General features: G+C 70.5%; 18 protein-coding genes and 2 pseudogenes. 12 read left to right on the forward strand and 8 right to left on the reverse strand.

Annotated features, from left to right (window positions below):
- Positions 1 to 538, reverse strand: a pseudogene (locus WBA97_RS13825) (helix-turn-helix transcriptional regulator); the annotation flags it as partial.
- A 1-nt stretch (position 539) separates the two neighbouring features.
- On the opposite strand from WBA97_RS13825, the pseudogene WBA97_RS13830 reads away from it, so the two are divergent.
- The 5 genes and pseudogenes from WBA97_RS13830 to WBA97_RS13850 all read left to right on the forward strand — a co-directional run.
- Positions 540 to 740, forward strand: a pseudogene (locus tag WBA97_RS13830) (DUF664 domain-containing protein); the annotation flags it as partial.
- A 465-nt stretch (positions 741 to 1,205) separates the two neighbouring features.
- A complete protein-coding gene (locus WBA97_RS13835) occupies positions 1,206 to 2,576 on the forward strand; it encodes a glycoside hydrolase family 43 protein (protein ID WP_424231185.1) in 1,371 nt (456 codons plus the stop codon).
- Between the two features lie 532 nt (positions 2,577 to 3,108).
- Positions 3,109 to 3,720, forward strand: a complete 612-nt coding sequence (locus WBA97_RS13840; RefSeq protein WP_424231186.1) for a hypothetical protein — start codon at positions 3,109 to 3,111, stop codon at positions 3,718 to 3,720.
- A gap of 45 nt (positions 3,721 to 3,765) precedes the next feature.
- Complete coding sequence (locus WBA97_RS13845; RefSeq protein WP_424231187.1) at positions 3,766 to 4,542, forward strand: tryptophan-rich sensory protein; 777 nt, start codon at positions 3,766 to 3,768, stop codon at positions 4,540 to 4,542.
- Positions 4,543 to 4,780: 238 nt separating this feature from the next.
- A complete protein-coding gene (locus WBA97_RS13850) occupies positions 4,781 to 8,650 on the forward strand; it encodes a PKD domain-containing protein (RefSeq protein WP_424231188.1) in 3,870 nt (1,289 codons plus the stop codon).
- 55 nt (positions 8,651 to 8,705) lie between these two features.
- Here the strand turns inward: WBA97_RS13850 and WBA97_RS13855 are convergent, their stop codons facing one another.
- Positions 8,706 to 9,383, reverse strand: coding sequence for an HNH endonuclease family protein (locus WBA97_RS13855; protein WP_424231189.1), 678 nt, complete (start codon positions 9,381 to 9,383; stop codon positions 8,706 to 8,708).
- A gap of 279 nt (positions 9,384 to 9,662) precedes the next feature.
- Here WBA97_RS13855 and WBA97_RS13860 point away from each other — a divergent pair, with 279 nt between their 5' ends.
- From WBA97_RS13860 to WBA97_RS13870, 3 genes are all read left to right on the forward strand, one after another.
- Positions 9,663 to 10,184 carry a DUF1269 domain-containing protein gene (locus tag WBA97_RS13860; RefSeq protein WP_424231190.1) on the forward strand — a complete coding sequence of 174 codons (522 nt, stop codon included), beginning with the start codon at positions 9,663 to 9,665 and terminating at the stop codon, positions 10,182 to 10,184.
- Between the two features lie 105 nt (positions 10,185 to 10,289).
- Positions 10,290 to 11,216 carry a helix-turn-helix domain-containing protein gene (locus tag WBA97_RS13865; protein ID WP_424231191.1) on the forward strand — a complete coding sequence of 309 codons (927 nt, stop codon included), beginning with the start codon at positions 10,290 to 10,292 and terminating at the stop codon, positions 11,214 to 11,216.
- Positions 11,217 to 11,350: 134 nt separating this feature from the next.
- On the forward strand, positions 11,351 to 12,490 hold the full coding sequence (locus WBA97_RS13870; RefSeq protein WP_424231192.1) for a hypothetical protein: 1,140 nt from the start codon (positions 11,351 to 11,353) through the stop codon (positions 12,488 to 12,490).
- Positions 12,491 to 12,559: 69 nt separating this feature from the next.
- Here WBA97_RS13870 and WBA97_RS13875 read toward each other — a convergent pair whose 3' ends face one another.
- Entirely contained in the window at positions 12,560 to 13,201 is a 642-nt protein-coding gene (locus WBA97_RS13875; protein WP_424231193.1) for a cutinase family protein, read from the reverse strand.
- A gap of 101 nt (positions 13,202 to 13,302) precedes the next feature.
- On the opposite strand from WBA97_RS13875, the gene WBA97_RS13880 reads away from it, so the two are divergent.
- The 3 genes from WBA97_RS13880 to WBA97_RS13890 all read left to right on the forward strand — a co-directional run bounded on the left by WBA97_RS13880 (position 13,303) and on the right by WBA97_RS13890 (position 18,588).
- A complete protein-coding gene (locus WBA97_RS13880) occupies positions 13,303 to 15,723 on the forward strand; it encodes an ATP-binding protein (RefSeq protein WP_424231194.1) in 2,421 nt (806 codons plus the stop codon).
- 143 nt (positions 15,724 to 15,866) lie between these two features.
- Positions 15,867 to 17,294 (forward strand): basic amino acid/polyamine antiporter, encoded by a 1,428-nt coding sequence (locus WBA97_RS13885; protein WP_424231195.1) that lies wholly within the window; start codon positions 15,867 to 15,869, stop codon positions 17,292 to 17,294.
- A 37-nt stretch (positions 17,295 to 17,331) separates the two neighbouring features.
- Complete coding sequence (locus WBA97_RS13890) at positions 17,332 to 18,588, forward strand: arginine deiminase (RefSeq protein WP_424231196.1); 1,257 nt, start codon at positions 17,332 to 17,334, stop codon at positions 18,586 to 18,588.
- 9 nt (positions 18,589 to 18,597) lie between these two features.
- On the opposite strand, the gene mycP is transcribed toward WBA97_RS13890, so the two are convergent.
- The 5 genes from mycP to WBA97_RS13915 form a co-directional block, all read right to left on the reverse strand.
- Positions 18,598 to 19,887 (reverse strand): type VII secretion-associated serine protease mycosin, encoded by a 1,290-nt coding sequence (gene mycP, locus WBA97_RS13895; protein ID WP_424231197.1) that lies wholly within the window; start codon positions 19,885 to 19,887, stop codon positions 18,598 to 18,600.
- Positions 19,888 to 20,173: 286 nt separating this feature from the next.
- Positions 20,174 to 20,929 carry a hypothetical protein gene (locus tag WBA97_RS13900; protein ID WP_424231198.1) on the reverse strand — a complete coding sequence of 252 codons (756 nt, stop codon included), beginning with the start codon at positions 20,927 to 20,929 and terminating at the stop codon, positions 20,174 to 20,176.
- 25 nt (positions 20,930 to 20,954) lie between these two features.
- Positions 20,955 to 21,608 carry a hypothetical protein gene (locus tag WBA97_RS13905; RefSeq protein WP_424231199.1) on the reverse strand — a complete coding sequence of 218 codons (654 nt, stop codon included), beginning with the start codon at positions 21,606 to 21,608 and terminating at the stop codon, positions 20,955 to 20,957.
- Positions 21,609 to 21,623: 15 nt separating this feature from the next.
- Complete coding sequence (locus WBA97_RS13910; RefSeq protein ID WP_424231200.1) at positions 21,624 to 21,893, reverse strand: hypothetical protein; 270 nt, start codon at positions 21,891 to 21,893, stop codon at positions 21,624 to 21,626.
- Positions 21,890 to 22,303, reverse strand: coding sequence for a hypothetical protein (locus WBA97_RS13915; protein WP_424231201.1), 414 nt, complete (start codon positions 22,301 to 22,303; stop codon positions 21,890 to 21,892). Before WBA97_RS13915 ends, WBA97_RS13910 begins: the two co-directional genes overlap by 4 nt.
- A gap of 213 nt (positions 22,304 to 22,516) precedes the next feature.
- On the opposite strand from WBA97_RS13915, the gene WBA97_RS13920 reads away from it, so the two are divergent.
- Positions 22,517 to 24,259: a serine/threonine-protein kinase gene (locus WBA97_RS13920; RefSeq protein WP_424231202.1), complete on the forward strand. Its 1,743-nt coding sequence runs from the start codon at positions 22,517 to 22,519 to the stop codon at positions 24,257 to 24,259.
- Positions 24,260 to 24,418: the final 159 nt, after the last annotated feature.

Consider the following 24,418-nt stretch of genomic DNA (forward strand, 5'->3'; position numbering starts at 1 on the left):
CGGGGCCACCTCCTGGGGCCGCGGCCCTGGCGTCGCGGCGGGCCAGGTGCGCGAACGCGTCCTTCAGCTCGGCGGGCCCGACGACCTCGACGTCGGCGTCGAACTGTCCGATGGCCGCCGCCAGTCCGGCCCACGACCACGAGCCCAGCACCAGCCGGCAGCGGTACTGGCCGAGTTCCTCGACGAGCCCGTCACGGGCATACGGGGACACCTCGGCGGCGGGCAGGTCGAGGAGCACTTCGCCGCGGCAGGGCCATTCGCCCGCCGCGCCCCGGAACTTCTCCGCCACGAAGGCGGCCACGTCACCACCGGGCAGTTCGCGTGGCGTGAAGCGGGGACCGGTCGGGATGCGCGGGCTGATCCGGTCGGCGCGGAAGGTGCGCCAGTCCTCGCGGTCGAGGTCCCAGGCGACGAGGTACCAGCGGCCGCCCCGGGTGACCAGATGGTGGGGCTCCGCGCGGCGTGGCGCGGTCGAGGTGGAGTAGTCGAAGCGCAGCACCTCGCGGGCGTGGATGGCGGCGGACAGCGCCATGAGCACGGTCGCCGCCCGCAGCGAGGGGATCATCGCGGCCGTCCCCGACCTGTCGGCGGCGCACCCGTTGCCCGAGGCGCCGTGGCACGAGCCTGGCACGGTGCGCAGCGTGCGCCGGGTGCTGTTGCATCTCATCGCCGAGACCGCCCAGCACGCCGGGCACGCCGACCTCCTGCGCGAGACACTCGACGGCCAGACCGCAGGCTGACCGGAGAAACCGGCGAGTCCACGGTTCGGAACCCGCGAGTCCACGGTTCGAGACTCGCGAGTCCACGGTTCGGAACCCGCGAGTCCACGGTTCAGGACCTGCGAGTCTGGGGTTCGGGACTCGCGAGTCTGGGGTTCGGGACTCGCGAGTCGAAACTCGCGAGTCGAAACTCGCGAGTCGGGACCTGCCGAGTTGGTGGTTCGCGCGCTTTGCCCGCACGTTCCGAACGACAAACTCGCGGGTCCTGAACCGAAGACTCGCGGGTTCCGAACCGAGGACTCGCGGGTTCTGAAACGTGGACTCGCGGGTTCTGAACCGTGGACTCGCGGGTTCTGAACCGTGGACTCGCGGGTTCTGAACCGTGGACTCGCGGGGTTCTGAACCGTGGACTCGCGGGGTTCTGGGGGTGGGTCTGTGGTGGGGGTGTTAGCGTTAACATTTGGGGGGGTTGGAGAGGATGGATCGATGACGATCAGCCGACGGACCTTTAGCCGTGCTGTGCTGGCGGGAGCGGCGGTCGCCGCAGGCGGGGCGCCGCGCTTCGCGTCCGCCGCGCAGGCGGCGGCCAACACGGCCTATGCCATGACCTACTTCACCGAGTCGCCGCAGATGGCAGGCGCGGACTACGGACTGCACCTCGCCGTCAGCAGGAACGGTCTCGACTGGACGCCCCTGAACCAGAACAACCCGGTGGTCACGCCGACCTCGGGTGAGCTGGGACTGCGGGACCCGTTCGTGTTCCGCAAGCAGGACGGCACCTTCGTCGTGCTCGCCACGGACCTCAAGGGCACGGACTTCACCAAGAAGAGCCAGTACCTGCACGTGTGGGACTCGACGAACCTGACGTCGTTCACCGGCTACCGCCGCATCCGGATGCACACGCTCGACACCCACACCTGGGCGCCGACCGCGTTCTGGGACGCGTCGCGCGGGCAGTACGGCATCGTATACTCCGCCTACAACGGCCGCGACTCGCTCCTCGTGAACTACACGACCGACTTCCGCACGGTGACCGGTCCGCAGACCTTCTTCAGCCCCAGTTTCGGTGTCCTCGACGGTGACGTCGTCGTGGACGGCGCCACGACCTACCTGTACTACAAGAACCTCGCCGACGGTTACCTCTACGGCGCGCGATCCTCCACAGGCGCGCCAGGCAGCTTCACCACCTACACAAGCGGGTTGCGCCAGGGGAACGCCATCGAGGCGCCCCTGCTGCTGAAGACGAACGAGGGTGGCTGGCGGCTGTGGGGTGACTCGTTCAGCCCGGTCAACAACGACTACTACGCATGGTCCTCAGGCAACGCGACCTCGTGGACCGCACTGAACCAGCGCGACTACACCCCGCCACTGAACGCCAAACACGGCTCGATGACCGGCATCACCGACGCCGAGTACAACGCCATCGTCTCCCGGTGGGGCACACCGAACTGGGTACGGCTCAAGTCGTCGAACTTCCCGGACCGGTACGTCCGGCACGCGGACAACATCGGCCGCCTGGACGCATACCCGTTCGACCCCTACCAGGACCAGCTGTGGCGACTGGTGCCCGGCCTCGCCGACTCGGCAGGCGTGTCCTTCCAGTCGGTGAACTATCCCGACCGCCACCTCCGCCACTACAGCTACGCGATCCGCCTCGACACCAACGACAACACGGCGGCCTACCGCGCCGACGCGACCTTCCACCGCGTCGCCGGACTGGCGGACTCGTCATGGACGTCGTTCCGTTCGTACAACTTCCCGGACCGCTACCTCCGACACGCCAACAACCTCATGCGCATCGACCCAATCAGCACAGCGACCGACCGCCAGGACGCAACCTTCCGCGTCACCCCATAGCGGACTCCCCGAGGTAATGGCGCAAGCCCGCCAAAGGGGCTCCCTGCCATCCCGTCGACCTGGCAGCGCCCGATCACGCCGTGTCAAGGGGGCCCGAAAGGGCCAAAGCACAACATGCGGAAGCCGGGTCCCCCTTGGCGCGGTGTGATAGCACGAAGTGAGGTCGACGGGATGGCAGGCAGACCCGCACCCAACCGCAGCCAGACTGCAAACCCCCCGCCATCCCAGAGACCTGCCCCTCCGGCGAGGAGCCGCCGGAGGCAAAGCCCAGCGAGGACGGAAACGACCAAGGAGACAGTTCCGTCGCGGGCAACGGTGAGCAGGACGGCGCCGAAGAGGACGGCGGGCCCGCGCGCGACGCGACACTGGAGGCCCTGTCGGACATGGCCGTCACCGGCGAGGGCGCGCGGCGGGTGAGCGGCTCCAGATCAGCAGATCCACTGTGGACAGTGAGCTGCCGTTGTGCGCAGTCGTGTTGACCGGATGCGCACCGAGGCCCGTCCAGGCGCTGGTGGTCAATACCCTGTCGGGCATGGCTTTGGTGTGGTTGCCGATCGACGAGAAACTGCTGGACGCGGCACTGGTGTTCGCCTCGGCGTCGTGGGAGCGTGCCGACCTGGACGCGTCGTGGGTGGCGGCGGGCTGGCACGTCCCCGCCTCCGGCTCGGTGGCCGACGACCTCTTCGATGGGCTGGATCAGCGCCAGTGGACGGGTGACCGGCTCATGACCATCGGGCTGACCGCGGACTGTTCGTCGATCGTCGCCGTGACGATCGAGTTCGCCACGTTCGTCGATCCCGAGGACGAGGAGGACGAGCCCCTGGTCGCCGAGGACGAGGGCTGGTCGGGCCTGCCGGAAGGTACCCGGGCCGACTTCGACGAGACGTGGCGCGCAGGCGTGGCGGCGGTGACGACCCGGCTCGGCCCGCCCGAGGCCACCGGCATGCACGGCGAGCACTGGCAGCACGCCGTCTGGCGCGTCGGTGACGCGCTGCTCGCCCTGGTGCAGGGCGAGCACATCGACACGTACGGCTTGTGGGACGAGGCCGCGCTGTGGCTCGTGCGGCACCCCGCCGACGCGCCGCTGCTCACCGGCGACGAGCTGTACGACGTCATGTGGGGCCCGGTCACGCAGCCGGGCTGACCGCTCCGTCGTGCCGCCCGGCGCCACGGCGCTCAGACTGGGGCAATGACCAGCGAGACCGAGGAGCAGACGCGTGCCGACGCGTGGCGGGCCGCGGCGCTCGTGGTCGCCGCGGCGGTGCAGATCCTCGCCGGGTTCGTGGGTGGCGCGGGCCTGTGGGGCGAGGCGGTCGGTGAGGTCGCCAACGCGTACCCGACGCTGCTTCTGCCCGGTGGCGCCGCCTTCACCATCTGGTCGCTGATCTACGTCGGGTTCGCCGCGCTCGCCGTGCGCCAGGCTCTGCCCGGCCAGCGACACCGAACGGTGCACCGCCGCACCGGGTGGTGGCTCGTGGCCGCCGGTGTGCTGAACGCGGCGTGGGTCGCGCTGTTCGCGCAGCGGCTCACCGTCCTCGCCCAGCTGGTGATCATCGCGCTGCTGGTCTGTCTCGCGGTGGTGGCGTCGCGGCTGCGAGCCGGCGCGGACGGCTGGCCCGACCGGCTCCTGCTGCACCTCCCGGTGGGGGTGTACCTCGGCTGGGTGTCGATGGCGACGGTGGCGGGTGCCGCCACCACGGCGGCGTCGTACGACGCCGCGCCGACGACGGCGGTGGCGATCGCCGTGCTGGTGCTGACCGGACTCGCCGCGGCCGTGGCCGTGGCCGTGCTGCCATCGGTCGTCGGGTTCGCGGTGACGGTGTGCTGGGCGCTGGCGTGGATCGCCTCCCGCACACCGGAAAGCGCGGTGGCTGTGACCGCGTTGCTGGCGGTCGCCGTGGTGGTGGTCGCCGCGGTGGTGCGCCTATGGCGTGCCGGTGACCGGTCGACGGCCGCGTGGGGCTGACGAGACCGCCGACGCCGCGGCGAAAACGGCTCAGCGCCCGGCGATAGGCCGATCGCGCCAACGTGTCCCACGGGAGTAGGTCCGGCACCCACCAGGCCGGTAAGTCCGACCTGTTGCGATGGACCGATCAGGTACAGGGGGGATGAATCGGGTGCCCGTTCGTTAACGGCTCTTCCGGCCCCCACGACGCACACCTCGCCCGGAGTCACGTGGCCTGGGCGAAGAGGAGGGCATGGACATGTCCAGAATTCGATGGCACCGGCGTTTCGGCTCGATCGTCCTCACCGCCACGGTGGCCGCCTCGTCGGTGGCGGTCGTGGCGACGGGGGTGACCGCGGGGGTGGCCAAGGCGGATCCCGGCACGCCTGGCTCACCGCAGGCACCGGTGGTGGTCTACACCGAGGACTTCGAGCACGGCATGGGCAACATCGGCGTGCGTGTCACGGACTACACCGGCGCACCGCCGGTGAACGCGACCTACGAGGCCGACCCGGCGTGGCTGGCCAACTGTGACGGCTGGGTGCTCAACGCTGCCGCGCCCGACCCGGCCGACTCGGACTGCAACGGCCGCTGGCCTAGCCTCCAGCAGATGGCCGCGATCCTCGGCCAGTACGGCGGCAACGGCGTGTCGAACCACGCGCTGGGCGAGGAGTCCGCGTTCTTCCCGGTCGGCGCCGACAAGGTGGTGGTGGAGACCGCCTCGGCGATCCCGCTCAGCGGGGCGAGCCGGTTCCTGACCTTCTCGGTGGACGTCACCGAGGTCGGCTGTGCCGGGGTCCACTCGCTGCTGAAGTTCTATCTGATGGACGGCGCGACGGCGATCCCGACGTTCAGCTCGCCGATCGAGGCCTGCGTGAACCCGCCCGGGCACGTCAACGGGGTGCCCACCGGCACCTACACCAGCAACGGGCCGGTGCTGTTCTCCGGTAGCGCCATGGGTCTGCGGCTGGTCAACGGGCAGGGTGGCTTCTCCGGCAACGACTTCTCCATCGACAACATCCGGGTCCTCGACGTGACCCCGCAGCTGGACAAGACGTTCGGCCCGGTCACGGTGCCGCAGAACGGTGCCACGACGCTGACCTACACGGTCACCAACACCGACGAGCTGGCGGTGAAGAGCGGCTGGTCGTTCGCCGACGCGATGCCCGCCGGGCTGACCGTCGTTCCCGGCTCTGCGACCACGAACTGTGGCACCGTCTCCACCACCGCCGGCACGGTTTCCGTCGCCGGGAACCTCGCCGCCGGGCAGGCGGCGTGCGCCGCCACCGTGAGCGTGCGGGCTTCTTCGCCGGGCACCTACCAGAGCTGCGGGCCGAACGTGACCTCGGTGACCGGGGTGTCCCGGCCAGGCTGTGCGAGCGTGACCTTCACCGCAGCGCCGTCGGCCGACGCGGGCGGTCCGTACTCCGGCCAGGAGGGCGCCGCCGTCGCCATCGCGGGCGCGGTGTCCGATCCGGACAGTCCTAATGCGACGATCAACTGGACGGTGGCGCCGGGTGCCGGGGTCGACCCGGGCGCGACCTGCGTGATCGACGATCCGGCCGACCCGACCACCAGCGTGCGGTGTACCGACGACGGTGCCTACACGCTGACCATGACCGCGTCCGACGGGCTCAACCCGCCGGTCGCCGCGACCGCGACGCTGACCCTGTTCAACGAGGCGCCGGCGGTCACCATCACCTCCCCGTCCGACGGGATCGTGGTCGCCACGGGCGCGGTCGTCGGCTTCACCGCGCCCTTCACCGATCCCGGCGCGAACGACACGCACACCTGCACGGCCGACTTCGACGACGGGACCCCGGTGGTGGACGGCACGGTCAGCGGGGGCACCTGCGCGACCAGCCACGGTTTCGCCGTGCCCGGCACGCACAACGTGCTGGTGACGGTGTTCGACGACGACGGCGCGTCGGCCACCGACGTGGTGGCGGTGGTCGTGGACGCCCCGCCATCGGTCGTCCCCGGCGGCCCGTACACCGGGCAGGAGGGCAGCGCGATCGGGCTCACCGGCCAGGTGACCGACGGCGGCTCCGGCGTCACGCACACCTGGACCGTCGCCCCGGCGTCCGGGGTGGACCAGGGCGCGAGCTGTGTGTTCGCCGACGCCGGCGCACTGGCGACGACCCTCACCTGCACCGATGACGGCACGTTCACGCTGACCCTGACCGCGGACGACGGGCTGAACGCGCCGGTCGCCGTGAACACCACGGTGACGGTCACCAACGCGGCCCCCTCGGTCACGGTCACCGCGCCCGCCGACGGGGTCGTGGTACCCAATGGGGCCACAGTGGACGTCGCGGCCGACTTCACCGACGCGGGCGCGAACGACACCCACACGTGCACGGTCGACTTCGGCGACGGCTCTCCGATCGTGAACGGCACGGTCAGCGGGGGCACCTGCGCGGCGAGCCACGAGTTCACCGTGTCCGGCACGCACGAGGTCGTGGTGACGCTCACCGACGACGACGGCGGCGCGGGCACCGACACCGTGAGCGTGGTCGTCAACTCCGCGCCTGAGGTGTCGGCCGGTGGCCCGTACTCCGGGCAGGAGGGCGCCGCGATCGCCATCGCCGGTGACGTGATCGACCCGGACGGCCCGAACCTGAGCCACACGTGGGCGATCACCCCGGGTGCGGGCGTCGATCCGGGCACGACCTGTGCCCTTGCCGATGCCGCCGCCGAGCTGACCACGGTGACCTGCACCGACGACGGCACGTTCACGCTGACGCTGACCGCGGACGACGGGTTGAACGCGCCGGTCACCGCGACCACGACGCTGACGCTGTTCAACGAGGCGCCGACGGTGGAGATCACCGCGCCAGAGGACGGGGTCGTGGTCGCCACCGGCGCGGTCGTGGCGTTCACCGCGCCCTTCGCCGACCCGGGTGCGAACGACACGCACACCTGCACCGCCGACTTCGACGACGGCTCACCGGTCGTCGACGGCACGGTCGGCGGGGACACCTGCGCGACCAGCCACGGCTTCACCGCGCCGGGCACGCACAACGTGCTGGTGACCGTCCTCGACGACGACGGCGCCTCGGCGACCGACGTGGTGTCCGTGGTGGTCAACGCCCCGCCGGTGGTGAACGCCGGTGGCCCGTACAGCGGCGTGGAGGGCGCCGCGACCGCCATCGCCGGTGCGGTGACCGACCCGGACGGCCCGGCACTGACCACCACGTGGGCGATCACCCCGGGAGCGGGGGTGGACGCGGGCGCGACCTGTGCCCTCGCCGACGCCGCCGCGGTGGCGACGACGGTGACCTGCACCGACGACGGCACGTTCACGCTGACGCTGACCGCCGACGACGGGGTCAACGCGCCGGTCACCGCGACCGCCACGCTGACCGTGGCCAACGCGGCGCCGGTGGTGGCGATCTCCGCGCCAGGGGAAGGCGCGCTGTTCGAGCGGGGTGACTCCGTCACGGTCACCGCGCCGTTCACCGACGCGGGCGCGAACGACACCCACACCTGTGCGGTCGGCTTCGGCGACGGCACCGCGGTGGTCGCGGGCACGGTCGCCGGTGGCACCTGCACGGCCACGCACGCGTACACCGCGCTGGGCCCCCACACGATCACCGTGACCGTCACCGACGACGACGGCGGCGCGGGCACGGACACGGTGCTGGTCGTGGTCTACGTGACCGGTGAGGCGTGGGCGGTGAGCGCGAACGGACCGGTGACGATCATCAAGACACCACACGCGGTCTGCCCACCGGACGAGACGCTCACCCAGGTCGGGCTGAACGTTCCTGGCGTGGTCAACCTCGGCGCGCTCAACGCGGCCTGCACGGTGTCGCCGACCACGGGCGTCACCAGGGCCACGTCGTCGGTCGATGGCGCGAGCCTGCTCGGCGGGCTGATCTCGATCAGCACCATCGAGAGCGCGTGCGTCGCCGGACCGGGCGGTCTGACCGGCTCGTCCCTGGTCGGCACGATCAACGGCCAGCCGATCGGCGGCGGCACCGGGTCGATCACGATCCCGCTGGTCGCGACCGTCCACTACAACCAGACGGTGACCACACCGGCCGGTGAGCTGTTCCAGTACGCGATCCGCGTCCAGACGTTGCTGGGCCAGGAGATAGTGCTCGGCGGCTGCCGGATCGGCTGAACCACGAAGGCAGGGTGACCGTGGCCGCGGCGGTCACCCTGCCTTCCTGCGTCGTCTACGCGGGACACTTGGCCAGCACGGCCACGATCGCGTCGTGTTCGGCCTGGTCCGTTGACAGGTTGTACTTCTTCTTGACCCGCACCCAGTTCGCCACGTACCCGCACGGGTCCTGGCTCGGCAGCCACCTCGCCGGGTCCCCGTCGGACTTGCTCTGGTTGCTCGAACCCGTCACGGCGATCAGGCCCTCGATGTCGTTCGCGTAGGCCTGGCGTTGTGCCGGTGGCCAGTCGCCCGGCCGCTGGCGGCGGCCGTCCACCACCGGGCCGGACCTGGCCGCCTCCGCGAGGGGAACGATGTGGTCGATCTGCAGGTCACGGGGGTTGGAGGTGGTGACGCCGTCGTAGCTGCTGCGCCATGTCCCGGCGGTCGGCGCGCACTCCTCGTTGACCGCGACGCCCTGGCCCTGTTGCCGCAGCACGGTTTCCCGGGTCGTGCACTCGCCGTTGGCGGCCCAGTCGGTGAGCCAGTCGTCGCGGTCGTAGTGCGCGCCGGTGTCCTCCGGCTGGATCTGCAGCTGTGCCAGCTGTGCACTCACCGGGCCCGCGGGTGCGGGTGCGGCGGGCGGTGCCGGCGCGGCGGACTCTGGCAGGGCCTGTTGCAGTTCCTCACAGCCGGTCAGCAGTGCGACTGTGGTCGCGGCACCGGCGAGGAGCACGATGGGGCGAGCTTTCACTTGGCCTCCAAGGGTTTCCCCATGATCGTGCCCCAGGTACCGGGTGCGGTGGTGACGAGCGGGCGCCGCCTGCGTCATCCGGGCGAGCGGGCTGCTCCTTCCGCACGAACCAGGCGGCGGCCTCGGTCCGGTGACCGCCGCGCGACGACGCGACGTCCACTCAGGACCAGGACGTACCACCTGTTCGGGTGATGACGCCGGGTTCTGGCTGCGAAACAGCTGGTCAGCGTCGAGTGTTGACGGGAGACAGCGACACCGACGGAGGAGGACCGAGGCGGCATGAGCAACCTGATAGCCATCACCTACCCGGACCTGGCGGCAGCCAACCAGGCCCGGGACCGCGTTCTGGAGCTGCGCGCCGAGGAGCTGATCAGGCTCGAGGACATCGTCGTGCTGGAACGCAGGCAGGACGGCAAGATCAAGCTGCACCAGGCCACCGGCTCGCCGACGACGAGCGGCGCGCTCACCGGCGCCCTGTTCGGTGGTCTCATCGGGGTGCTGTTCTTCGTGCCGCTGCTCGGTGCCGCGCTGGGTGCGGCAGGCGGTGCGGCGGCGGGTTCGACCGTCGACACCGGCGTCAACGACGACTTCATGCGCCGTCTCGGGGCCGGGCTGGCGCCGGGGGCGGCGGCCCTGTTCCTGCTCATCACCGAGAGCACGCCGGACAAGGTGATCCCCCGCCTTGCCCCGCTTGGTGGCGAGCTGCTGACCACGTCGCTCAGTGCAGAGGGCGAGGAACGGCTCCGGGAGGCGATCGACGCGGCCCGCAAACAGCACACCGCGAAGACACCAGCGCCCTGACCCCCTGGCAGGACCCGGCACCGGCTCGGCAGGCGCAGGCCTGCCGAGCCGTAGTCGGTAAAATGGCCACACGGCCAGTGACCGCACGTGGATACAGGTAGCGCCATGACCCGATCCGGACGCGAGGGGAGCGGGCGGCGCCTTTCCGCGGAGCTCTACACCGGGCCGTTCCACGTGGTCCTTCGCGCGGCGATCCGGCAGCGTGGGTTGACGCTCGAGCGGTTGCGGGTGCACCTGGCCCGCCGGGGTATCACCGTCGGGTTGTCCAGCCTCAGCAACTGGCAGACGGGCCACACCCGGCCGGACACCCCCGGTTCGCTGCGGGCGATCCGGGCACTGGAGGAGATTCTCGGTCTGCCGCCGGGTTCGCTCGTCCGGCTGCTCCCCGACGCGGACCCCGGCACGCGGCCGGGGCAGGAACGCCGCGGCGGGGTCGCGGACATCGCGCCGGTCGCCGAACTGCTCGACGCGGTGCCGGGGGCACAGGACCGGGACGTCGAGCTGGTCAGCGTGCAACACAAGATCGCCGTCGACGCGCAGCGGCGCACCACGTCGATGTGGAGCCGCACGGTGGTTCGCGCGTTGCGGGACGGGGTGGACCGGTATCTCGTGCGGTACTACGGAAATCCGGGCTGCGTGCCCTCGCTGGTGCGGCCGAGGCCGCTGGGCAACTGCAGTCTCGCGAGATTCGTGCCGCACCCCAGTGCTCCCGCTCTGGTGTACGAGCTGGCGTTCGGTCACGAGCTGCGTGCGGGTGAGACGTGGGTGTTCGAGTGTGAGCTCGTCGACCCGACCGCGGGGGTTTCGCGGGAGTTCGCCTACGGCTTTCGTTATCCCGCTGAACAATATGTGCTCGAAGTGGCGTTCGACCCTCATGCGCGGCCATCGGCCTGCTACTCCTTCGCTCAGCGTGACCTGAGCGACGAGCGTCACCCGACCGGGACGCTCACCCTGAGCACGCACAACACCGTGCACCTGATCGCCTCGGTCGTCAGCTCCGGGGTGCTCGGCATCCGCTGGGAATGGCCGTGAACCTCCCGCCCCATCCGAAATTTCGGAGGCCTCGCCGGTATTGCCGGTGATCCCGCGCGTCCGGTGTCATCACGGTATGCCCCGTTTCACCGGGGCAGCGAATCTCCTCTCCCTGCTGACAAAGGAGTTCGACCGTGAAAGCACATCGGAGAAGCACCGCGCTACTGGCCGCCGTGCTGGCCGCGGGCGCGTTCGTCGCCGCACCAGCGCAGGCGGAAGGGGACCGGGTCGCGGCGCGGGCGGCCGCCGACCTCTCGCTCGCGCAGCGGCCGCTCGTCGAGGCCGCGGAGAAGGTGCTGGCGGTGGCCGATCGCGGCGCGGGCACCGGGTTCGCGGGCATCGTGCTGGGGGACAAGCAGGTCACGCTGTGGTGGAAGGGCGCGGTACCGGCGCCCGTCGCGGCCACGGTGGCGCGCGTGTCCCGCGACGTGCCAGTGCGGGTCGCGGCCGCCGCGTACTCCCAGGCCGAGATCGCGGCCGCGGCGGGTGAGGTCAGGGCGTGGCTGGACGCGAACCCGGGCACCGGGATCCACGGTGTGAAGAGCCCGGGCGACGGCAGTGGGCTCGTGCTGGCCGCCCACCCCGGCGTCACCACGCGCTCGGCGGACATGGCGATGCTGCGCGCGGCGGCGGGTGTGCCGCTCACGGTCCGGCAGGAGGAGCCGATGACCGACGTCTCCCGGCAGGACGACTCGCCACCGTGGTGGGGTGGCGCGCGGACCTGGAACCAGACGGCGAGCACGCTGTGCACGTCCGGTTTCGGCGTGCGGGACAACGCCAACCGGCGGTACATCCTGACCGCGGAACACTGCGGCCAGGTCGGCAGCCGCATCGCCGACGCCAAGGGTGAGTTCATCGGCACCACCAGCGCGGGCCACGACGATCACGACATCGGCCTCATCCCGGCGAACAGCGAGAACTTCATGTACGTCGGCGGCGGCGACAGCAACACGGGTGCACGGGTGACCGGGTGGGGCCACGTGTTCGTCGGCCAGTACCTGTGTCAGTCCGGGGTCACCAGCGCCGAGGCGACCGGCGGGCCGGTCTGCAACCTGAAGGTCATCTTCTTCTGGCAGGACCGCGAGGACCTCGTCGAGGCCGAGCAGACCGAGGGCCAGAGCGCCGCGCGCGGCGGTGACAGCGGCGGTTCGGTGTACTCCAACGCCTCCGGCGGCGTGGTCGCCAACGGCACGGTGACCCGGGCAGGCGGCGCCAGGCTGGGCTTCCAGGACTTCGCAACGGCCAACCGGGACTTCGGCGTCACCATCCCCTGACCGGCACGCGAAGGAGGGTGCGCGGCCACGGCCGCGAACCCTCCTTCGATCATTCAGCCGCTGTTGTCACTACCGGGGGATGAACACCCCGTTGAACCACTGCCCGTTGCCATTGTCCGAGTAGTCGTTGACGTTGAAGCTGTAGTTCATGTGGTTTCGCGGGTAGCCGAGCCAGCCCGACGCCGCCGTGCTGTCGCAGATCACGTCGTCGGTGCAGATGGTCACCGTTGGCACGTTGCCGAAGAAGGTGTCGGAGCCCGCGAGCGGCGCGCCGATGATCCCGGAGTACCACTGCCCGGCCAGGCCCGCGGCACCCGGTCCCGCCGCACGCTTCGGGTCGGCGATCAGCACCGCGTTCACGTTGCCGAACGTCTGCCAGTTCTCGGTGACCCAGATGTGCGCCACCGCGGCGCCCTCGGAGAACCCGATGACCTTGGAGTGCTGGCCGGGGCACACGTTCCGCTGGTCACGGATCAGCCGGTTCAGCTCGTTGACGCCCTCGCGCGCGCTCTGGCTGTTGAGCGCGGCCGAGTAGCCGACCCGCTGGCTGACGTTGCCGGTGAAGATGCCCGACGTCGGGTCGTTCAACCCGCCGACGACGATCGTGTACGTGCCACCGCACGGTGCCGCCTGCGCGGTGGCCGCGGTGACCATCGACAGTCCGGCCGCCATCAGCGCGCCGGTCAGCAGCACCGCTAACTTTCTTCTCATCTGGCCTCCCGTGGTTCCGGTATCCGTGCGTAGCGCATCATGAACGCAACGTCGGCACCAGGAGGGCTGGGCAAGTCTGGAAAGTCTGGAATGGGGTAAAGATGTCTGACGGCCCTCCCGGCACCGAGCCCATCAGCACCGCTGCCGACCTCGGCCGCGAGCTGAAGCGCTGGGCCAGGCGCGGTCCCGAAGGGCCGGTCAAGATCGCCGCGCTCGCCAGGCAGGTCAACGTCTCCCAGAGCACGCTCTACGCCTACCTGGCAGGCACGACGCTGCCACCGATCGAGGTGCTGGACGACCTGCTCGGCACACTCGGCGTCCCGGCTGCGGAACAGCGGCGCCTCGCCACCGCCCGTGACGCGTTGCGCCGTCGCAGGGAGCCCGCCGCACACGACCGCACGCCGAACGAGCTGCCTGCCGACCCCGCCGGTTTCACCGGGCGCGGTCAGGAGCTGGACGCGTTGAGCGCGGTGCTCGCCGGTCCCGCCGACGGTGGCGTGCCGGTCCGGATCGCGACGGTGTCCGGCCCGGCCGGGGTCGGCAAGACGGCGTTGGTGGTGCACTGGAGCCATCGCGTCGCCGAGACGTTTCCGGACGGCTGCCTCTACGCCGACCTCCACGGGTACTCCCCGGTCGAGCCGAGGCGCCCTGCCGACGTGCTGGCCGCGTTCCTGCGCAGCCTCGGACTCGATGACGCGGGCATCCCGGACGACGAACACGAGCGGGCGGCCCGTTTCCGCAGCATCGTGTCCGGGCGGCGGCTGCTGGTCGTGCTCGACAACGCGCTCGACGTCGACCAGGTGCGGCCGCTCCTGCCGGGCAGCCCGGCCTGCTTCGCGGTGACCACCAGCCGAGCCGACCTCGCCGGTCTCCAGGTCGAACCCGGCGCCCGGCAGATCGAGCTCCGCCCGCTGCCCGCCGACGAGGGGATGGCGTTGCTGCGGGCGCACATCGGCGCGCGGGTCGAGGAGTCCGGCGAGTCCTCCGACGCCGCGCGGAGGCTGGCGCGGCACTGCGGTGGGCTGCCGCTCGCGTTGCGCATCGTGGCCGCGCATGCCGTGCGGCGCGAGCAGCCGCTCACCGAGCTGGTCGCGGAGCTGACCGCCCAGGGGACCGGGCTGTTCGACGTCGGCGACCCGGCCACCGCCATCGGCACGGTGTTCTCATGGTCCATGCGGCACCTGCACGGTCACGCGGCGGACTTCTGGCTGTTCGGCGCCCATCCGGCGCGGGACATCGACCCCTACGCCGCCGCCGCGCTGCTCGGCACGGACCCGCGCACCACGCGCGGGCGCGTCGACCGGCTCGTGCGGGCCCACCTGGTGCGGCGGTCGGCAAACGGGCGCCTCGACATGCACGACCTCGTGCGCACCTATGCCCGCGAACGCGCGGCGGCGGAGATGCCGGCGCGGGATCGCGCCGCCGCCGTGGCACGCCTCGTCGACTACCTCACCGTCGCCGCGACCCGGGCGATGGACGTGTTGCACCCGTCGGACACGGACCGGGAGGAACGCGGGGAAGGTGACCACGGCGGCATGGCCGTGCCGCCGATCACGACACCGGCCGAGGCGAGGACGTGGCTCGACGCCGAGTGGCAGAACCTGCTCGCGGTGCTCGCGTTCACCGCGGGCCAGGGCCTGGCGGGCCCGGCCGGCGACCTGGCGGCGGTGCTGAGGCGGCGCCTCGACCAGGGCGGCAGGCACGACGACGCGCTCGTCGTACTCGGGCACGCGCTGCACGCGAGCAGGCTCGCGGGTGACGACGCGGCGGAGGGCGCCGCGCTCTACGACCTCGGGGTGGCACATCTGCGGCTCGGCAGGCACGAGGACGCGATGAACCTCCATCGCCAGGCTCTGGCGATCTGTCGTGCAGGCAGTGACCGCAACGCGGAGGCGGGCGCACTCAACAACCTCGGCAACCTCTTCGAGCGCCTCGGCCGGTACGAGGAGGCGATCGACCACTACCAGCAGGCGCTCGTGCTCGTGCACGAGCTGGACCTGCGCGTCGGCAAGGCGACGCTGCTGACCAACCTCGGGGTCGTCCACACCAGACTGGGCGACCACGAGCGGGCGTTGCGCGACTGCGCCGAGGCGCTGGCCATCTTCAAGGAGGTGGGCGACAGCGGTGGCACGGCGAGGACGCTGGGCAACCTCGGCGAGGTGCACCGCCTCGCGGGCCGCCTCGACGACGCCATCGGCTGCTACGAGGAAGCACTGAACACGGCGGAGGCGATCGGTGCGCACGGCATCGTGACCGAGGTGCTCAACCATCTCGGCGCCGCCCGTCTGGCGACGAACTCACCCGACCTGGCACATTCCTGGCACACCGACGCGCTCGCGGCGGCGCGTGCCACCGGCGACCGGTACGAGGAGGCGCGGGCGCTGGAAGGCATCGGAAGCGTCCGCAACGCCACCGGCGACACCGGCCACGCCGTCGAGTCGTGGCGGGCGGCACTGACGCTGTACCGGCAGATGGGTCTGAGAGAAGCGGATCGGGTGGCGAGCCTGTTACCGAGGGCATGACCAGAACCCGGATCGTCCACATCGGACCCGTGGGTCGGTCGGCAGCCCGAGGGTGAATGTGCGCTCTCCTTTTGCGGTACCTGTGACCAGGCCTGACACTACTCGGGACGGTAGTGATCCGGTCCCTAGGTGGTGGGTCGAAAGTGTCGGACTCGAAGTCGCCGGTCGTCTTCGGCGTGCCCACTCTCATGGCGATGGTCGTCGGCTCGATGGTCGGTGCCGGGATCTTCTCGCTGCCCGCCCGCTTCGCGGGCCAGACGGGCGTCGCCGGGGCACTGATCTCGTGGGCCATCGCGGGCGCGGGCATGCTGATGCTGGCCTTCGTCTTCCAGAGCCTGGCCGTGCGCAAGCCCGACCTCGACGCCGGTGTGTTCGCCTACGCCAAGGCGGGTTTCGGCGAGTACCTCGGGTTCTACTCCGCGTTCGGGTACTGGGCGAGCTCGTGCGTCGGCAACGTCACCTACTGGATCCTGATCATGTCGACCGTCGGCGCGCTGTGGCCCGCGCTCGGCGAGGGCGACACGCTCGTGGCGTTCGTGCTGTCGTCGGCGTGCGTCTGGATCTTCTACCTGCTCGTCCGCCGCGGCGTGAAGGAGGCGACGGCGATCAACCGGATCGTCACGATCGCCAAGCTGGTCCCGATCATCGTCTTCGTGCTCCTCGTGCTGTTCCTGCTCGACGCGAAGGTGTTCGCGGACAACTTCCAGGGCACCGGTGACGTCGGCGGCCTCGCGGAACAGGTCCGCGGCACCATGCTGGCCACGGTGTTCGTGTTCCTCGGGGTCGAGGGTGCGAGCGTGTACTCCCGCCACGCGCGGCGGCGCGAGGACGTCGGCAGGGCGACCGTCCTCGGCTTCCTGAGCGTGCTGGCGATCTTCGCGTCGGTCACGATCGTCTCGTACGGCGTCCTCCCCATGGAGGAGATCGCGGACCTGCGCCAGCCGTCGATGGCAGGCGTGCTGGAAGCGGCGGTCGGCCCGTGGGGCAAGGCGTTCGTGAGCATCGGGCTGATCATCTCGGTGCTCGGTGCCTACCTGGCGTGGACCCTGATGGCCTCCGAGGTGCTGTTCATGGCGGCCAAGGAACGCGACATGCCGAAGGTGTTCGCCCGCCTGAGCGAGGCTGACGTGCCCCGCACGGCGGTGTTCGCCACGTCCCTCGCGGTCCAGGTCCTCCTGCTGATCACGGTCTTCTCTGAGGACGCGTTCACCTTCGCGCTCGACCTCACCAGCGCCCTGTCGCTGATCCCGTTCCTGCTCGCCGCGGGCTACGCGGTCCGCATCGCCATGACCCGCGACAGCTACGAGCAACAGGGGGACGGCCGCAACAAGGACCTCGTGGTCGCGTCGCTCGCCACCATCTACACGATCGTGCTGCTGTTCGCGGCCGGCCCGAAGTTCCTCCTGATCTCCTTCCTCCTCTACGCGCCGTCGACCGCGCTGTTCGTCATCGCGCGGCGCGAGCAGAACCGGCGGGCCTTCGTCGGGGTCGAGTGGGTCATCCTGGCCGTCTCGGTCATCGGGGCGGTCGCGGGCCTGATCGCCCTCGTCACAGGCGCCATCACCATCTGATCACCGGGTTACGCCGGACGATGTGAAGGGAACGAACATGACCGAGGCGGCGACCGCCGGACGGCACGGCGTGCACTCCGAGGTGGGCCGGCTGCGGAAGGTGCTCGTGTGCCGTCCCGGCCTCGCCCACCGCAGGCTGACCCCGACGAACTCGGACGACCTGCTCTTCGACGACGTGCTGTGGGTGGAGAACGCGCAGCGCGACCACATGGACTTCGTCAACAAGCTGCGGGAACGCGACGTGGAGGTCCTCGAGCTGCACGAGGTGCTGGCCGAGACCGTGGCCGACCAGAAGGCGCGGGACTGGCTCCTGGACCGCACGATCACCCCGAACCAGGTCGGGCTGGGACTCATCGAGCCCACCCGGGCCTACCTTGAGACGCTGACCGCCCGGCAACTGGCCGAGCACCTCATCGGCGGCCTCGCGCCATCGGACCTCCCAGAGGACTTCCGGCAGGACCATCTGGTCCTCGCCGAGTACTCCCCGGACGCGCGGGAGTACCTCATGCCCCCGCTGCCCAACACCCTCTACACCAGGGACACGACGTGCTGGCTGTACGGCGGGGTGACGATGAACCCGCTGTACTGGCCAGCCCGGCACGAAGAGACGCTGATCATGAAGGCCGTCTACGAGTTCCACCCGGGCTTCGCGGGCGCCACCACCTGGTGGGGCGACCCGGAACAGGACTGGGGACAGGCCACGTTCGAGGGCGGCGACATCATGCCGGTCGGCAACCGGACCGTCCTCATGGGAATGAGCGAGCGCACGTCCCACCAGGCGATCACCCAGGTCGCGAAGGCCCTGTTCGACGGGGGAGCGGCCGACCACGTGATCGTCGCCGGGATGCCCAAGCTACGCGCGGCCATGCACCTGGACACGGTCCTCACCTTCGCGGACCGGGACGTGGTCACCGTCTACCCCAAGATCGTCGACAGCATCCACACGTTCTCGCTGCGCCCCTCGGACCGGGCGCCCGGCCTGGAGACCACCGACGAGGGGACCGGCCGGTTCATGGACGTGGTGGCCACCGCGCTCGGCGTCTCCGACATGCGTGTCGTGAACACCGGCGGCGACGCCTACGAGTCGGAGCGGCAGCAGTGGGACAGCGGCAACAACGCGGTCGCGCTGGAGCCGGGCGTGGTCTTCACCTACGACCGCAACACCACCACCAACACCCTGCTCCGCAAGGCGGGCGTCGAGGTCATCACGATCGTCGGCGCGGAGCTCGGCCGCGGCCGGGGCGGCGGGCACTGCATGACCTGCCCCCTGATCCGGGACTCGCTCGACGGCTGACCGGGCCGGTCAGGTCGGGCGGCGGTTGCGGCGCGCGGTGCGGACCACGAACAGGACCAGCAGCAACAGGCCGACCCCACCACCCGCGCCGATGATCGCGACGCGTTCCGGTCCCCAGTCGCGCTCGTACGGCGGTGGCATCTCGAACGGCGACGCGACGGACTCGTCCCGGGGGAGGCCCTCCTCTTCCGGGATGAACGCGGTCAGCGCGGCCATCGGGTTGATCATCCCGTAGCCGACGAGGTTGTCGTGGCCGCCGTTCGCCGCCGGGTGTGCGGCCGTGGCCCTGATCCGGTCCATCACCTGCTGTGCGTCGAGGCCCTCGAAGCGGTCGCGGACCAGCGCGGCGAGCCCGGCGACGTAGGGCGCGGCGAAGCTGGTGCCCTGGATCTCCGCCTTCTTGCCCTGTTTGTCGAACGTCAGGTTGACGAGGTTGGTCCGGTTGACGGGGTCGAGCGTGGTGATGGCCGTGCCGGGCGCGGCGACCGACACCCACGGACCCTGGATGGAGAACTCGGCGGCCTCACCCCTTTCGGTCATCGCGGCGACCGACAGCACGTAGTCGGCGAACCAGGGCGGGAACACGATCTCGGTGGGGTTGCGCGGGTCGGGGCTGTTCTGGTTGGGGCAGGTGCCCTCGCCGATGTTGCCGGCGGAGGCCACCACGACGATGTCGCGTTCCTCCACCGCGTAGCGCAGCGCCGCCTGCAACTCCCGTTCCTCCTGCTTGATCGGCCCCCCGCTCGCCGACCTGCAGTTGTTCACCGACATGTTCATCACGGTGACGTCGGGGGTGTCGGCGGCACGAATGACCGCCTTGGCAAGGGTCCCGAGGGTGCCCGCGCCGCGCTTTGACCTGTCGGGGTTCGTGAACTTGTAGTTGGCGCTGGTCTGGCGGATGCTGACGATCCGCGCGGACGGTGCGATGCCGCGGAACCCGATCGCCTCGTCGGCCGGGTCGGCGGCGATGATGCCCGCGACCATGGTGCCGTGTCCGTCGCAGTCCTCGAGGCCGTCGCCACCGCGGACCACGTAGTCGCCGCCGCCCTCAAGCCGTCCGCCGAAGTAGGTGTGGTCGGTGACGCCGGTGTCGATCACCGCCACCTTCTGGCCCTCGCCGTTCGCGAACGCGGGCAGTTCGTCGAACCGCAACTGGTCCTGGCCCCACGGCTTGTGCTCGATCTGCGTCGTGGGCGGCAGGGAAGAGACACACGGGGTTTCCAGCACGTAGGTCTCGTCCGGCTGCCCGTCGTCCCTCGGCGGCGCGAACCCGGCCGGTAACGGGGGCGGTGCCGCCATGCCCTCCTCCGGCTCCGGAGGTGGCTGTGACGCTGCCGCACCAGGCGCGAACCCCAGCACAGCGGTGGCACATGCAAACACCGCGACCCACCGAACCACCATGTGAACTCCCCCAGGAGAACCAACGCTGGCCGCCCATCATACGGGCCGGGAATCGCCAGGCCCGCACGACGTCGGAGCGTCCTGGCCGGACGGGCAGCCACCGACCCTGTTCGCGGGCCCTCCTACTGGCACAGCCTCGCCGCCCGGTCAGGTTCCTGACCGGGCGGGCGCACACCGGCGACCGTCAGAGTTTTGCCTCCTGCAGATCCGCCAGCGACATGATGCGGTCCTCGAGCTGGACCTTGGACTGGATGTACTGGACGTCGATGCCGAACCGCTGGAACTTGGTGGCGGCGTTGATGAGGTACGGCACGACCTCCGTCCGGCCCGCGCTGTACCGGCCGGAGTGGTCGTTGATCTTCCAGCTGCCCTCGTGCTCTTCGAGTTCGCCGCTGATCCTCGCCTTGCCGACCAGCGCCTCGCCGTTCGGGCCGAACTTCACCGCGAGGGTCGGGTGACCGAGGCCGTCCAGCACGTTGTCCGCCGGTATGTCCTCGCCCAGCTGGGACTTCTTGGCCTGCATGGCCGACACGGTCTCCTTCGGATCGACACCGAAGGCGGCCGACATCTTCGTGGGGTCCTCCACCCCGACGACCAGGTGGCTGTCGTCCTCCTTGATGGCCCAGAGGTACGTGACGCCACCGGCCGGGGTGAAGCCGCCGCTGTTCGCGTCAAGGTCGTAGTACGCGGCGTTGATCCGCATCGGCGCGTCGGTGACGCCCTCCTTGGCGACGATGTCACCCGTGGTCCTGACGTTGTCCTTGTCGTACGGCGCTTCCTGCTGTTTCACCTTGCCCGGCAGCTTGGCCGTGCCGTACAGCTCGTCCGGCGACTTCCCGGTGTCGGGTGGCGGCTGCTGTCCGGCTTCCGGCAGCAGATGCCCCATCAGGACCCGGATCCGTCTCTTGTACTGCTCCTCGCGCTGGCCCTCGTTGTTCATCGTGCAGTCCTTTCGTGCCGCGTGGTCACCCGCGCTCAGAGGCGATCTGCTGGATCAGCTCCCTGCGGCGTTCCTCCGAGATGTCGTCGAACTCCGCGGTCTGGTCGAGCAGTGTCACGACGTCCTTCTCTTCAAGGTCCGCCGCCGGTGTCTCTCCTGCCCGCGCGGTGATCTGGACGCCGTACTCGGCGAACGTGGCGATCCGCTGCTCCGCCGACTGCGTGTCGAGGTGCTCCACCAGCGCGGTCGCGGGCGCGACGACACCGGACTCCGTTGCGTAGTAGAGGAACCATTCGCGGAACTGGGCCCAGGACTCGTCGTCGCCGGTCCACTGCGGGCCGTACTCCGCGACGAACCGGTGCCAGGCGCCCTCGTCGTAGGCACCGGTGTCGGTCTCGGTGCCGGTGACCTCGGCGACCTCGGTGACCACCTCGTAGGCGAGGGCTTCGAGCTTGCCGCTGTCGTCGAGCACCGCGACGCGGTCGTCGTCGGTCATGTCGTCCAGCCGGGTGAGCAGCCCGTCCACGAGCGGGTGGTCGGCAGAGTTCGCCAGGCCCGTCCGCTCCACCAGGTACGCGCGCAGGTCCGGCCACGACTTCTCGGGGTCGCCGGTACGTGCGGCCGCGAGTTCCAGCAATGGCGTGTGCACCCACGCCCACAGTTCGTCCGCGTTGGTCATCGTCACTCCTGCTGATTAGTCGAGGCGGAGGTGCGAGAAGTCGAACCGGAGTTGCGCGACGGTGGCGCGGAGCGCGCCCGCGGCGGCGAGCAGTGCGGCACCCACGGCAGGCGCCAGCGCGGGGGCCGCGGTGTTCACCACGTCGGCGAAGTTCATTATCTCGCCAAGCAGTTGGCGGAAGTTGGCCCACGTGCGCGCACCCTGGAAGGTCACCCACGCGTTCCACAGCGTGTTGCCCGCCCGGTAGATCCTGACCATGGAGCCAAAGCTGAGGCTGTTGGTCATGGGTTCGTCTCCTCTGTCGGCGAGTCCTCCGCGTTGGCGATGGCGGCGGCGTCAGTGGCGGGCACCCCGATCCTGGTCAGCCACGACTCGAAGGAATCCGCCTCTGCCAGCGTGTTCAGCCACTCGTACTGGCTGAGGTCGATGTCGACGATGCTGTCCGGGTCGGGCTGTTCCCCCTCGGCCTCCTGCTCGCCGACGGCGCCCACCTCGACCAGGCCGGCGAGCACGTCGGTGGCGTGCTCCGGGTTGTCCGCCCAGCCGCTGCCGAGCTCACCGGACAACTCCTCGGCGCATTGCGCGCCCCACGAATCGCCCCATTTCGCTTCGAACTCCCGGACCCAGTCCGGGCCGATCTTTTGCTCCAGCAGTTGGTCGAACTCGGGATTTGTCCACGGCACATCGGTCGACATTTACCGACCTCCCCACGTGTGGCGGTTGTGCCTCGACACTAAACACCGTGTCCGGGCCGGAGTATGCCCTTTCACGCAGCTCAAAGGGAGACGATTGTTACCGCGCCACAACAAAGATCGCGATCCGTGCGGATTCCAGGGAATCCGCACGGGGTTGGTGGGCGGGCCGGAGGGCCGGCGGCACTGGGGATGCCCTGTCGTAGGCTCATCGCCGTGGGTCGGACTCTGATCGCTGGGCGCTACCGCCTGGAGGAGAAAGTCGGCGCCGGTGGTATGGGGGTCGTATGGCAGGCCACCGATCTGGAGCTGGGGCGGGTGGTCGCACTCAAGCGGTCGCAGTCGGGTGATGGCGGCCAGATCCGGCGGGAGGCGCGGATCGGGGCGGGGTTGCAGCATCCGCACGTGGTCACCGTCTACGACGCGGTCATCCACGACGACGACCGCTGGCTGGTGATGGAGTACCTGCGTTCGCGCAGCCTCGCCACCATTCTGGAGGACGACGGCGCACTGCCCCCTGTGGACGCGGCCCGCATCGGCGCCCAGCTCGCGAGCGCGCTGGCGGCCATGCACGCCAGGGGCATGGTGCACCGGGACATCAAGCCGGGCAACGTGCTTGTCGCCGAGGACGGCACCGCGAAGCTGACCGACCTCGGCATCGCCAGGTGGGCGGACGAGACCCGCACCGACACCGGGATCGTCGGCACCCCGGGTTACCTCGCCCCCGAGGTGGCCGACGGGGGTGCCTCTGGCAGGGCCGCAGACATCTTCTCCCTCGGGGCCACGTTGTTCGCCGCGGTGGAGGGCGGCTCGCCGTGGGGGAGCCGGGACACGCCGTTCCGGCAGCTGCGGCGGGCGGCGGCGTTCGAGCTGGAACCGGTTCGCCAGGCAGGCCCGCTGGCCCCGGTGCTCGACGCGCTGCTCCAGCGGCAGCCCTCGGCACGGCCGTCCTCGGCGGACGCGACGCGGATGCTGTCGGAGCTCGCCGGGGCGACCGTCCCGGAGCCACCCCGGCGCCGGTTCCGCGTGCCGCGCCGGTTACTCGCCGCCGGTGCGGTGGCGGTGGTGGCCGCCGTGGTCGCCGGTGCGATCGTGTTCTGGCCCGACAGCGCGGTCACCGCCGACACCACCGGCGACCCGCGCACCGCCGACCCGTGCGGGATGTTCGACCTCGGCCCGCTGCGCGCGTTCGGCGACCCGGTCATCGACGGGGCCGGTGAGCGCTTCAACGACTGCCACGTGCTGATCAACCGCAACGACAGCGACGAGGACGTGATCGACATCCGGGCGTTCATCGAACTGCCCGGCTTCAAGCCGCTGCGCCGTCCCCAGCCCGGCCAGATGGAGCTGCCCGACCTGACGCCCGCGCAGGACGGTGACTGCGGGCGGTCCCTGACCTTGCCGGACGGCAACGTGTTCACGATCGGCGTCACGCACTGGGCGGGATGGCCCGCCCCACTGTGCGAAGTGGCCGACCAGACGATCGTCAGCGCGCTGGCCGTGTTGAACCGAGGGCAGATTCCCCGGCGTCCGCGCCCGCATCCCGCCGACTCCCTCGCGCTCGTCAACGCCTGCTCACTGCTGAACTCCGAGGAGATCGGGCAGGCGCTCGGCAGGGCCGTGCCAGGGGAGGCGACCTTCGCGGCCTGGGAGTGCGAGTGGCTCTCCGGGCCGAAGTCCGTGTACGTCGCCTTCGACCGCGAGGACTGGCCCATGTCGACGGAGGGGCGCAGGCAGATCGAGGTCGGCACGCGGGTCGGACACGTGCAGGAGGGCACCTCCGGCCATCCGGACGCCTGCCAGGTCGAGGTCGCCTACCGGCGGTTCGGGCCGGAACGGCGGTTGGTCGAGACGGTGGAGCTCTACGTCGAGCGTGCGGAGACCACGCCGGCGGAGAACTGCGCGGAGGCCGAGGCGATGATGCTGGCCATCAACGACCGGTTGCCGATGACCGGCTGACCTGGATATCCATCGTCCACAGTGGTGGGCCGCCAGGTGAACGTCAAAGTCGGTTTGTGCTGGTAGCGGCGGTGATGATGGGGATGATTCGGGTTCGGTCGGCGGCGTTGCGTTGCAGGGTGCGGGTGATTTGGGTGATGCCGGCCAGGCGTAGTAGGC

Source organism: Actinophytocola sp. (assembly GCF_049647105.1).
Classification (GTDB): Bacteria; Actinomycetota; Actinomycetes; order Mycobacteriales; family Pseudonocardiaceae; genus Actinophytocola.

Bases quoted from the DNA above. Each gene is read 5' to 3' on its own strand.
- WBA97_RS13835 (WP_424231185.1), top strand. From the start codon at position 1,206: ATGACGATCAGCCGACGGACCTTTAGCCGTGCTGTGCTGGCGGGAGCG.
- WBA97_RS13840 (WP_424231186.1), top strand. From the start codon at position 3,109: ATGGCTTTGGTGTGGTTGCCGATCGACGAGAAACTGCTGGACGCGGCA.
- WBA97_RS13845 (WP_424231187.1), top strand. From the start codon at position 3,766: ATGACCAGCGAGACCGAGGAGCAGACGCGTGCCGACGCGTGGCGGGCC.
- WBA97_RS13850 (WP_424231188.1), top strand. From the start codon at position 4,781: ATGTCCAGAATTCGATGGCACCGGCGTTTCGGCTCGATCGTCCTCACC.
- WBA97_RS13860 (WP_424231190.1), top strand. From the start codon at position 9,663: ATGAGCAACCTGATAGCCATCACCTACCCGGACCTGGCGGCAGCCAAC.
- WBA97_RS13865 (WP_424231191.1), top strand. From the start codon at position 10,290: ATGACCCGATCCGGACGCGAGGGGAGCGGGCGGCGCCTTTCCGCGGAG.
- WBA97_RS13875 (WP_424231193.1), bottom strand. From the start codon at position 13,201: ATGAGAAGAAAGTTAGCGGTGCTGCTGACCGGCGCGCTGATGGCGGCC.
- WBA97_RS13880 (WP_424231194.1), top strand. From the start codon at position 13,303: ATGTCTGACGGCCCTCCCGGCACCGAGCCCATCAGCACCGCTGCCGAC.
- WBA97_RS13890 (WP_424231196.1), top strand. From the start codon at position 17,332: ATGACCGAGGCGGCGACCGCCGGACGGCACGGCGTGCACTCCGAGGTG.
- mycP (WP_424231197.1), bottom strand. From the start codon at position 19,887: ATGGCGGCACCGCCCCCGTTACCGGCCGGGTTCGCGCCGCCGAGGGAC.
- WBA97_RS13900 (WP_424231198.1), bottom strand. From the start codon at position 20,929: ATGAACAACGAGGGCCAGCGCGAGGAGCAGTACAAGAGACGGATCCGG.
- WBA97_RS13905 (WP_424231199.1), bottom strand. From the start codon at position 21,608: ATGACCAACGCGGACGAACTGTGGGCGTGGGTGCACACGCCATTGCTG.
- WBA97_RS13910 (WP_424231200.1), bottom strand. From the start codon at position 21,893: ATGACCAACAGCCTCAGCTTTGGCTCCATGGTCAGGATCTACCGGGCG.
- WBA97_RS13915 (WP_424231201.1), bottom strand. From the start codon at position 22,303: ATGTCGACCGATGTGCCGTGGACAAATCCCGAGTTCGACCAACTGCTG.